Origin of the sequence: Streptomyces sp. NPDC060198, from assembly GCF_042728415.1 — a bacterium.
Taxonomy (GTDB): Bacteria; Actinomycetota; Actinomycetes; order Streptomycetales; family Streptomycetaceae; genus Streptomyces.
The window spans coordinates 1-9648 of the sequence record NZ_JBHWZJ010000269.1 but is presented as its reverse complement, the minus strand read 5'-3'; the positions used below and the strand labels follow the sequence as shown (position 1 = coordinate 9648).

General features: G+C 69.4%; 11 protein-coding genes. 3 read left to right on the top strand and 8 right to left on the bottom strand.

What is annotated here, in order from left to right; genetic code table 11:
- Positions 1–40: 40 nt before the first annotated feature.
- The 8 genes from ACFWEP_RS25940 to ACFWEP_RS25905 all read right to left on the bottom strand — a co-directional run bounded on the left by ACFWEP_RS25940 (position 41) and on the right by ACFWEP_RS25905 (position 6645).
- A complete protein-coding gene (locus ACFWEP_RS25940) occupies positions 41–379 on the bottom strand; it encodes a metal-sulfur cluster assembly factor (protein WP_266703120.1) in 339 nt (112 codons plus the stop codon).
- Complete coding sequence (sufU, locus tag ACFWEP_RS25935) at positions 376–831, bottom strand: Fe-S cluster assembly sulfur transfer protein SufU (RefSeq protein WP_387373350.1); 456 nt, start codon at positions 829–831, stop codon at positions 376–378. Before sufU ends, ACFWEP_RS25940 begins: the two co-directional genes overlap by 4 nt.
- 26 nt (positions 832–857) lie before the next feature.
- A complete protein-coding gene (locus ACFWEP_RS25930) occupies positions 858–2126 on the bottom strand; it encodes a cysteine desulfurase (protein WP_387373349.1) in 1269 nt (422 codons plus the stop codon).
- Entirely contained in the window at positions 2123–2887 is a 765-nt protein-coding gene (sufC, locus tag ACFWEP_RS25925; RefSeq protein WP_266703126.1) for a Fe-S cluster assembly ATPase SufC, read from the bottom strand. The genes ACFWEP_RS25930 and sufC overlap by 4 nt, the downstream gene beginning before the upstream one ends.
- Positions 2888–2894: 7 nt before the next feature.
- Complete coding sequence (locus ACFWEP_RS25920) at positions 2895–3212, bottom strand: bifunctional 3-phenylpropionate/cinnamic acid dioxygenase ferredoxin subunit (RefSeq protein ID WP_328722334.1); 318 nt, start codon at positions 3210–3212, stop codon at positions 2895–2897.
- Complete coding sequence (gene sufD, locus ACFWEP_RS25915) at positions 3212–4393, bottom strand: Fe-S cluster assembly protein SufD (RefSeq protein ID WP_387373346.1); 1182 nt, start codon at positions 4391–4393, stop codon at positions 3212–3214. Before sufD ends, ACFWEP_RS25920 begins: the two co-directional genes overlap by 1 nt.
- A 69-nt stretch (positions 4394–4462) precedes the next feature.
- Complete coding sequence (gene sufB, locus ACFWEP_RS25910) at positions 4463–5884, bottom strand: Fe-S cluster assembly protein SufB (RefSeq protein WP_328722332.1); 1422 nt, start codon at positions 5882–5884, stop codon at positions 4463–4465.
- On the bottom strand, positions 5881–6645 hold the full coding sequence (locus tag ACFWEP_RS25905) for a helix-turn-helix transcriptional regulator (protein WP_387373344.1): 765 nt from the start codon (positions 6643–6645) through the stop codon (positions 5881–5883). The genes sufB and ACFWEP_RS25905 overlap by 4 nt, the downstream gene beginning before the upstream one ends.
- A gap of 162 nt (positions 6646–6807) precedes the next feature.
- On the opposite strand from ACFWEP_RS25905, the gene ACFWEP_RS25900 reads away from it, so the two are divergent.
- The 3 genes from ACFWEP_RS25900 to ACFWEP_RS25890 all read left to right on the top strand — a co-directional run bounded on the left by ACFWEP_RS25900 (position 6808) and on the right by ACFWEP_RS25890 (position 9612).
- Entirely contained in the window at positions 6808–7734 is a 927-nt protein-coding gene (locus tag ACFWEP_RS25900) for an ABC transporter ATP-binding protein (protein WP_387373342.1), read from the top strand.
- Positions 7731–8498 (top strand): ABC transporter permease, encoded by a 768-nt coding sequence (locus tag ACFWEP_RS25895; RefSeq protein ID WP_387373340.1) that lies wholly within the window; start codon positions 7731–7733, stop codon positions 8496–8498. The genes ACFWEP_RS25900 and ACFWEP_RS25895 overlap by 4 nt, the downstream gene beginning before the upstream one ends.
- A 109-nt stretch (positions 8499–8607) precedes the next feature.
- Complete coding sequence (locus ACFWEP_RS25890; protein ID WP_387373338.1) at positions 8608–9612, top strand: heme A synthase; 1005 nt, start codon at positions 8608–8610, stop codon at positions 9610–9612.
- Positions 9613–9648 lie beyond the last annotated feature (36 nt).

The following is a 9648-nucleotide window of genomic DNA, read 5'->3' as shown; positions in this document are numbered from 1 at the left end:
GCCGGGAGGCCGTCCTCGAAACCGCGACGAGCGGTGGTGCTCAGACGTTGAAGCCGAGCGCGCGGAGCTGCTCGCGTCCGTCGTCCGTGATCTTGTCCGGGCCCCACGGCGGCATCCAGACCCAGTTGATCCGCAGCTCGCTGACGATGCCGTCGGTCGCGGACTTCGCCTGGTCCTCGATGACGTCGGTCAGCGGGCAGGCCGCGGACGTCAGCGTCATGTCGAGGGTGGCGATGTTGGCGTCGTCGATGTGGATGCCGTAGATCAGGCCCAGGTTGACGACGTCGATGCCCAGTTCCGGGTCGACGACGTCGTACAGCGCCTCGCGGACCTCCTCCTCGGAGGCCGGCTTCAGTGCCACAGTCTCGTTCTCGCTCATGAGGTCTTCCCTTCGGACAGCGCCTTCGCCGTCGCGTCCTTCCACGCCATCCAGCTCAGCAGCGCGCACTTGACGCGGGCCGGGTACTTGGAGACACCGGCGAACGCGACCGCGTCCTCCAGCACCTCCTCCATCGCGTCGTCGGGCTCCAGCTGGCCCTTGGACTGCATCAGAGCCAGGAACGCGTCCTGGATCTTCCGCGCCTGGTCCAGCTCCTTGCCGACCAGCAGTTCGTTCAGCACCGAGGCGCTGGCCTGGCTGATCGAGCAGCCCTGCCCCTCGTAGCTGACGTCGGCGAGGGTGTCGCCTTCATACCGCACGCGGAGCGTGATCTCGTCGCCGCACGTCGGATTGACGTGGTGCACCTCGGCGTCGCCGTCCCGCAGGCCGCGCCCGTGGGGGTGCTTGTAGTGATCCAGGATGACTTCCTGGTACATCGAATCCAGTTTCACCCGTCAGCCCTCAGCCACTTCGCCCATCAACCGAAAAAGTTCCGTACGTGTTCCAAGCCGTCCACCAGGGCGTCGACCTCGGCGGGCGTGGAGTACAGATAGAACGACGCCCGCGTGGTCGCGGGAATTCCGTACCGCAGGCAGACCGGCCGCGCGCAGTGGTGGCCGACCCGGACCGCGATGCCCTCTTCGTCGAGCACCTGGCCCACGTCGTGCGGGTGGATGTCGCCCAGCGTGAAGGAGATCGTGGCGCCGCGGTTCTCGGCCGTGGTGGGGCCGATGATCCGCAGGTCCGGCACCTCCAAGAGGCGGGCCACCGCGTATTCGGTGATCGCCTGCTCGTGGCGGTGGATCTTCTCCATGCCGATGGCCGAGAGGTAGTCCACGGCCGCGCCGAGGCCCACGGCCTGCGCGATCGGGGGCGTACCCGCCTCGAACTTGTGCGGCGCCGGGGCGTACGTGGACGAGTGCATCGACACGGTCTCGATCATCTCGCCGCCGCCGAGGAACGGCGGCAGGTCCTCCAGGAGCTCCTGCCGTCCCCACAGGACGCCGATGCCGGTCGGGCCGACCATCTTGTGGCCGGTGAAGGCCACGAAGTCGGCCTGCAGCGCCTGCACGTCCAGCACCATGTGCGGGGCGGCCTGCGAGGCATCGATGCAGACCAGCGCGCCGACCTGCTGGGCACGGCGGATGATCTGCTCGACCGGGTTGACCGTGCCCAGGATGTTCGAGACCAGCGTGAAGGAGACGATCTTCGTCTTCTCGGTGATGATCTCGTCGATGTTGGACAGGTCGAGCCGGCCGTCGTCCGTGATGCCGAACCACTTCAGCTTCGCTCCGGTGCGCTGCGCGAGCAGCTGCCACGGGACGATGTTGGAGTGGTGCTCCATCTCGGTGGTGACGATCTCGGTGTCGCGGTCGACCCGGTAGGGCTCGTCGGCCCAGCCGAGCATGTTCGCGACGAGGTTGAGCGACTCCGAGGCGTTCTTCGTGAAGATGACCTCGTTGCGGCTCGGCGCGTTGATGAAGGCGGCGACCTTGTCGCGGGCGCCTTCGTACAGCGCGGTGGCCTCCTCGGCGATGGTGTACACACCGCGGTGGACGTTGGCGTTGTGCCGCTCGTAGTACTCGCTGAGAGCGTCGAGGACCTGGCGCGGCTTCTGCGAGGTCGCCGCGCTGTCCAGGTACACGATCTTCTTGCCGTCGTGGACCGTGCGGCCCAGGATGGGGAAGTCCTTGCGGATCGCCTCGGTGTCGAGGAGGCCGGTCAGCCCCTGGCGGGCGTCAGTCACGCGGAAGCGCCACCCTTCACGTACGCCTCGTAGCCCTCGTTCTCCAGCTTGTCGGCCAGTTCCGCGCCACCGGACTCGGCGATGCGGCCGTTGGCGAAGACGTGCACGAAGTCGGGCTTGATGTAGCGGAGGATCCGCGTGTAGTGGGTGATCAGCAGGGTGCCGACCTCGCCGGTCTCGCGGACCCGGTTGACGCCCTCGGAGACGACGCGCAGGGCGTCGACGTCGAGGCCGGAGTCGGTCTCGTCGAGGATGGCGACCTTCGGCTTGAGGAGCTCCAGCTGAAGGATCTCGTGGCGCTTCTTCTCACCGCCGGAGAAGCCCTCGTTGACGTTGCGCTCGGCGAACGCCGGGTCCATCTGGAGCCCGGCCATCGTCTCCTTGACCTCCTTGACCCACGTACGCAGCTTGGGGGCCTCGCCGCGGACGGCGGTGGCGGAGGTGCGCAGGAAGTTGGAGACCGAGACACCGGGGATCTCGACCGGGTACTGCATGGCGAGGAACAGGCCGGCGCGGGCGCGCTCGTCGACGGACATCTCGAGGACGTCCTCGCCGTCGAGGGTGACGGTGCCGCTCGTGATCGTGTACTTGGGGTGACCGGCGAGCGAGTACGCCAGGGTGGACTTGCCGGACCCGTTGGGGCCCATGATGGCGTGGGTCTCGCCCTGCTTCACGGTCAGGTCGACGCCCTTGAGGATCTCCTTCGTGGCGTTGTCGGCCTCGACGGTGACGTGCAGGTCGCGGATTTCAAGCGTTGCCATGGGTGACTCAGGACTCCTGGGTGACGGAGACGAGCACATCGTCCCCTTCGATCTTTACGGGGTAAACGGGGACGGGGCGCGTCGCGGGAAGGCCGGACGGCTTGCCGGTGCGCAGGTCGAAGGACGAGCCGTGCAGCCAGCACTCGATCATGCAGTCCTCCACCTCGCCCTCCGACAGCGACACATTGGCGTGCGAGCAGATGTCGTTGATGGCGAACACCTCGCCCTCGGTACGGACGACCGAGACCGGAGTGCCGTCGAGCTCCACCCGCTTGGGGGTGTCGTCCGCCAGCTCACTCAGCGCGCACACCTTGACGAACGCCATCAGACGGACGCCTTCAGCTCTGCCTCGATCGTGTCGAGCAGACGCGCCTCGACGTCCGGCAGGCCGATCTGCTGGACCAGCTCGGCGAAGAAGCCGCGCACGACGAGTCGGCGGGCCTCCTCGGCCGGGATACCGCGGGACTGGAGGTAGAACAGCTGCTCGTCGTCGAAGCGGCCGGTCGCCGAGGCGTGGCCGGCGCCGACGATCTCGCCGGTCTCGATCTCCAGGTTCGGGACCGAGTCGACGCGGGCACCGTCGGTCAGAACCAGGTTGCGGTTCATCTCGTAGGTGTCGGTGCCCTCGGCCTTCGCCTGGATCAGGACGTCGCCGATCCAGACGGCGTGGGCCCCGTCGCCCTGGAGGGCACCCTTGTACACCGCGTTGGACTTGCAGTGCGGGGTGTTGTGGTCGACCAGGAGACGGTGCTCCTGGTGCTGGCCCTTGTCCGTGAAGTACAGGCCGAACAGCTCGGCCTCGCCGCCGGTGCCGGCGTACGCGACCCGGGGGTGCAGCCGGACCAGGTCGCCGCCGAAGGTGACGACGACGGACTTGAACGAGGCGTCGCGGCCGATCAGCGCGTTGTGCTGCCCGACGTGGACCGCCGTGTCGTCCCAGTCCTGGACGGAGACGACGGTGAGCTTCGCGCCGTCGCCGAGGACGTAGTCGACGTTGGCGGCGAGCACCGCGTCACCGGTGTGGTCGATGACCACGACCGCCTCGGCGAAGGCGCCGACCTCGACGAGCAGGTGGCCGTACGCCGTACCGCCCTCGCCGTGCACCGCGACGCGGACCGGCTCGGTGAGCACGGCCTCCTTGGCGACCGTGACGACCGACGCCTGCGTGAACGCGGAGTACGCCTGGGCGGCGACCCGGTCCACCGGGACGCCGGCCCGGCCGAGCCGGGCGTCGTCGCGGCCCACGGTCTCCACCGTGACACCCTCGGGGGCCTCCACGGCGACCTTCACGCCGCCGCCGTCCGCCACCGCGGTGCCGTCGTGCAGCCCGCGCAGGCGCTCCAGCGGCGTGAAGCGCCACTCCTCCTCGCGGCCGTGCGGGACCGGGAAGTCCGCCACGTCGAAGGAGGGCGGTGCGCTCATGCGCGTCGCGACGGTCGACTCGGCGGCAACCGCGATGGAACCGGCGGTGGTGGAGCCCACCGGGGAATTCTGAGCCTCAGCCATGGCTGTCGTAGTGCTCGCTTTCTTAAGTCTGGAACGGGGGGTCGGTCGGGGCGGACGGCAGGGGCCGTACTAGCCGACCGAGCCCTCCATCTGCAGCTCGATCAGCCGGTTCAGCTCCAGGGCGTACTCCATCGGGAGCTCCTTGGCGATCGGCTCGACGAAGCCGCGCACGATCATCGCCATGGCCTCGAACTCGGTGAGGCCGCGGCTCATCAGGTAGAAGAGCTGGTCCTCGGAGACCTTGGAGACGGTCGCCTCGTGGCCCATCGACACGTCGTCCTCGCGGACGTCGACGTACGGGTAGGTGTCGGAGCGCGAGATCGTGTCGACGAGCAGCGCGTCGCAGAGCACGTTGGACTTCGCGCCCGGCGCGCCCTCGCCGATCTCGATGAGGCCGCGGTAGGACGTGCGGCCACCGCCTCGGGCCACCGACTTGGAGACGATGTTGGACGAGGTGTTCGGGGCCATGTGGACCATCTTGGCGCCGGCGTCCTGGTGCTGGCCCTCGCCCGCGAAGGCGATGGAGAGCGTCTCGCCCTTGGCGTGCTCGCCCATGAGGTAGACGGCCGGGTACTTCATGGTGACCTTGGAGCCGATGTTGCCGTCGACCCACTCCATGGTCGCGCCCTCGTACGCCACGGCGCGCTTGGTGACCAGGTTGTAGACGTTGTTCGACCAGTTCTGGATGGTCGTGTAGCGGCAGCGGCCGCCCTTCTTCACGATGATCTCGACCACGGCGCTGTGCAGCGAGTCCGAGGAGTAGATCGGCGCGGTGCAGCCTTCGACGTAGTGGACGTAGGCGTCCTCGTCGACGATGATCAGCGTCCGCTCGAACTGGCCCATGTTCTCCGTGTTGATACGGAAGTAGGCCTGGAGCGGGATGGTGACGTGGACGCCCTTGGGCACGTAGATGAACGAGCCACCGGACCACACGGCCGAGTTCAGCGAGGCGAACTTGTTGTCGCCGACCGGGATGATGGTGCCGAAGTACTCCTTGAAGAGCTCCGGGTGCTCCTTCAGCGCGGTGTCGGTGTCCATGAAGATGACACCCTGCGCCTCCAGCTCCTCGTTGATCTGGTGGTAGACGACCTCGGACTCGTACTGCGCGGCGACACCGGCGACCAGGCGCTGCTTCTCCGCCTCCGGGATGCCGAGCTTGTCGTACGTGTTCTTGATGTCCTCGGGCAGGTCCTCCCAGGACTCCGCCTGCTTCTCGGTGGACCGCACGAAGTACTTGATGTTGTCGAAGTCGATGCCCGACAGGTCCGAGCCCCAGTTCGGCATGGGCTTCTTGCCGAACAGCTTGAGGCCCTTGAGGCGGAGCTTGAGCATCCACTCGGGCTCGTTCTTCTTCGCCGAGATGTCCCGGACGACCTCTTCCGAGAGGCCGCGCTTGGCCGCCGCGCCTGCCGCGTCGGAGTCGGCCCAGCCGAATTCGTACGTACCCAGACCCTCGAGTTCGGGGTGGGCAGTCTCCGTAGGGAGCGTCATGCGGGGTTCCTCCCGGCAGTGCTTGCTGATACTGAGGTGGTGGTCTGTGGGTGCGAGCCGGCGTCGGTGCTACCGCCGCCCGGACCGCCCTTGGGTACGTACGTCGTGCACACGCCGTCGCCGTGGGCGAGGGTGGCCAGACGCTGTACATGGGTCCCGAGCAGCTCGGAGAAGAACTCCGTCTCCGCCTCGCACAGCTGCGGGAACTGCTCGGCGACGTGTGCGACCGGGCAGTGGTGCTGGCAGAGCTGCTCGGCCTGCTGGGGGCCCGGCGCGCTGCGCGCCGTAGCAGCGTACCCGTCCGCGGACAAAGCGCTGGCCAGAGCCGCTGTCCGGTCCTCGGGGGCGGCGGCTTCGACCGCCGCGCGGTACTTGTCCGCCTGGGCCGCCATTCGGGAGCGTGCGAACGCGACGACCGCCTCGTCACCCGCGGTCTCGGCGATCCAGCGCAGCGCGTCGGCCGCGAGCTTGTCGTACGACTGGTCGAAGGCGTCCCGGCCGCTGTCCGTCAGCGCGAAGACCTTGGCGGGCCGCCCGCGGGTGCGGGTCCCGTAGACCCGCTGCTCACGGGCCTCGACGACCCCGTCGCAGGCGAGGGCGTCCAGGTGGCGCCGGACGGCGGCCTGGGTGAGGCCGAGCCGCTTCGCGAGGTCGGCGGCGGTGGACGGGCCGTGGTCGAGGATGGAGCGCGCGATCCGGTTGCGCGTCGAACGCTCACCGGTCGCGAGTTCCTCCTGCGGAGCCTCGCCAACGTATTTCACAACGCCATTGTTGCGTAATTCGGAGCGGCATGACAACCACGGTCCGGAACGATCAACGGTGCGGTTCGTCACTTAGGGTTACCTAATCTGGCCACGGATCCCCGCTCCCGCAAGGGCCCCGGCGGGTCCCCCGAAATCCACCGGGACTTAGACTTACCGGCCATGAGCAACGAGCCTGTCGTACGGGTCGAAGGCCTGGTGAAGCGGTACGGCGCCAAGACAGCCGTCGACGGACTCGATCTGAGCGTCGCGGCGGGCACGGTGACCGCGGTCCTGGGCCCCAACGGCGCCGGCAAGACCACCACGATCGAGACGTGCGAGGGCTACCGCCGCCCCGACGCCGGCACCGTCCGGGTACTCGGCCTCGACCCCGTCACCGACGCGGCCCGGCTGCGGCCGAGGATCGGCGTCATGCTCCAGTCGGGCGGCGTCTACTCCGGCGCCCGCGCCGAGGAGATGCTCCGCCACATGGCGAAGCTGCACGCACACCCGCTGGACGTCGGCGCCCTGATCGAACGCCTCGGGCTCGGCGGCTGCGGACGCACCACCTACCGGCGTCTCTCCGGCGGCCAGCAGCAGCGCCTCGCGCTCGCCATGGCCGTCGTCGGCCGCCCCGAGCTGGTGTTCCTGGACGAGCCCACCGCCGGGCTCGACCCGCAGGCCCGCCGTGCCACCTGGGACCTCGTGCGCGAGCTGCGCGCCGACGGCGTGTCCGCCGTGCTCACCACCCACTTCATGGACGAGGCCGAGGAGCTCGCCGACGACGTCGCCATCGTCGACGCCGGGCGTGTCGTCGCCCAGGGCAGCCCCGAGGAGCTGTGCCGGGGCGGCGCCGAGAACACCCTGCGCTTCTCGGGCCGCCCGGGGCTCGACCTCGGCTCGCTCATCAAGGCGCTGCCGGACGGCTCCGGCGCCGCCGAGCCCGTCCCCGGCTCGTACCGCATCTCCGGGACCATCGACCCGCAGCTGCTCGCCACCGTCACCTCCTGGTGCGCCCAGCACGGGGTCATGCCGGACGGCATCGCCGTCGAGCGGCACACCCTGGAGGACGTCTTCCTGGAACTCACCGGCAAGGAGCTGCGCGCATGAGCGCCGGTACGTACGCCCCCCGCCCGGGCGCCGCCCCGCTGACCCGGATGATCGCCGCGCAGACCGCGCTGGAGACCCGGATGCTGCTGCGCAACGGCGAACAGCTGCTGCTGACGGTGATCATCCCGGCGCTGCTGCTGGTGCTCTTCGGCTCCGTCGACATCGTGGACACCGGTTCCGGCGACCCGGTCGACTTCCTGACGCCCGGCGTCCTCGCGCTGGCCGTGATGTCGACCGCCTTCACCGGCCAGGCCATCGCCACCGGCTTCGAGCGCCGTTACGGCGTCCTGAAGCGGCTCGGCGCCTCCCCGCTGCCGCGGTGGGCGCTGATGGCCTCCAAGACACTGTCGGTCCTGGTGACCGAGGTGCTCCAGGTGGTCCTGCTGACGGTGATCGCCTTCGCGCTCGGCTGGTCGCCGCACGGCGACCCCCTCTCGGTGCTGCTCCTGCTGTTGCTGGGCACCGCCGCCTTCTCCGGGCTCGGCCTGCTGATGGCCGGGACCCTGAAGGCGGAGGCGACCCTCGCGGCGGCGAACCTGGTCTTCTTGCTGCTGCTGGTCGGCGGCGGGGTGATCGTGCCGATGGAGAAGTTCCCGGACGCCGTGGCCTCGGCGCTCGGCCTGCTGCCGATCGCGGCTCTCTCGGACGGCCTGCGGGACGTGCTCCAGCACGGTGCGGGCGTCCCCTGGGGCGATCTGGGCATCCTCGCCGTCTGGTCGGTACTCGGGCTCGGCGCGGCGGCGAAGTTCTTCCGCTGGGAGTAGACCGGTTCATCCGCCGGGAGTGGGACGGGGCCGCGCGACGCGGTGACTCCGGTCACGGTTCGCGGTGACTCGTCCCCCTCGTGAAAGCTTGCACAAGCTGCCGCTTACGATGGTGCGCGTGCCCAAGCTGACCCGAGCCGAAGTCGCTCAAGCCGCGCGGAACCCCCTCCAGTACATCGCCGACCGGTGGACCCCGGACCCCCGGACCGTCCGCCGGGCCGCCATGTCCGCCGTCGTGATGGCGGTGATCATCGTCGCCACCGGCGGCGCGGTGCGGCTGACCGGTTCCGGTCTCGGCTGCCCCACCTGGCCCAAGTGCACCGAGGACAGCCTCACCACGACCAGCGCGATGGGCTTCCACGGCGTCATCGAGTTCGGCAACCGGATGCTGACGTACGTGCTCTGCGCGGCCGTCGGCTGGGCGATCGTCGCGGCGCGGGCGCTGAAGCCCCGGCGCCGCAGCCTCACCCGGCTCGGCTGGGCCCAGTTCTGGGTGGTCATGGGCAACGCCGTGCTCGGCGGCTTCGTGGTGCTGGTCGGCCTCAACCCGTACAGCGTGGCCGCGCACTTCCTGCTCTCCGCAGCCCTGATCACCGTCGCCGTGGTGCTGCACCACCGGGTCGGCGAGGGCGACGAGGCCCCGAAACCGCTGGTCGGCAAGGCCGTCTCACAGTTGACCTGGATCCTCGTGGTGGCCGCGGGGCTGCTGGTCGCCGTCGGCACCGTGGTGACCGGCGCGGGCCGGCACGCGGGCGACTCCAGCGACGTGCACCGCATCCCGCTCGACTGGAAGCTGATCAGCCAGCTGCACGCGGACCTGGCCTGGGTCGTGGTGGCGCTGACGCTGGCGCTCTGGTTCGTGCTGAAGGCCGTGGACGCCCCGCCCGGACCGCGTCGTCGCGCCGCCGAGCTGTTCCTCGTCCTGATGGGCCAGGGCGTCATCGGGTACGTCCAGTACTTCCTGGACACCCCGGAGATCCTGGTGGGCCTGCACATGGTGGGAGCCTGCCTGGTGTGGATCTGGGTCCTGCGGGTCCTGCTCTCCCAGCGCGAGCGTCCGGTGGCCGGTGCCGCCCCGCTCCCCCGGTCCGCCGAGGCACTGACGAACGTCTGAGCCCTGTACGCGCGGGAAGGCCCCGGCACCACGAGG

Excerpts from the sequence above, each read along its gene's own strand:
- ACFWEP_RS25940 (WP_266703120.1), bottom strand. The coding sequence starts at position 379 with ATGAGCGAGAACGAGACTGTGGCACTGAAGCCGGCCTCCGAGGAGGAG.
- sufC (WP_266703126.1), bottom strand. The coding sequence starts at position 2,887 with ATGGCAACGCTTGAAATCCGCGACCTGCACGTCACCGTCGAGGCCGAC.
- ACFWEP_RS25920 (WP_328722334.1), bottom strand. The coding sequence starts at position 3,212 with ATGGCGTTCGTCAAGGTGTGCGCGCTGAGTGAGCTGGCGGACGACACC.
- sufD (WP_387373346.1), bottom strand. The coding sequence starts at position 4,393 with ATGGCTGAGGCTCAGAATTCCCCGGTGGGCTCCACCACCGCCGGTTCC.
- sufB (WP_328722332.1), bottom strand. The coding sequence starts at position 5,884 with ATGACGCTCCCTACGGAGACTGCCCACCCCGAACTCGAGGGTCTGGGT.
- ACFWEP_RS25900 (WP_387373342.1), top strand. The coding sequence starts at position 6,808 with ATGAGCAACGAGCCTGTCGTACGGGTCGAAGGCCTGGTGAAGCGGTAC.
- ACFWEP_RS25895 (WP_387373340.1), top strand. The coding sequence starts at position 7,731 with ATGAGCGCCGGTACGTACGCCCCCCGCCCGGGCGCCGCCCCGCTGACC.
- ACFWEP_RS25890 (WP_387373338.1), top strand. The coding sequence starts at position 8,608 with ATGGTGCGCGTGCCCAAGCTGACCCGAGCCGAAGTCGCTCAAGCCGCG.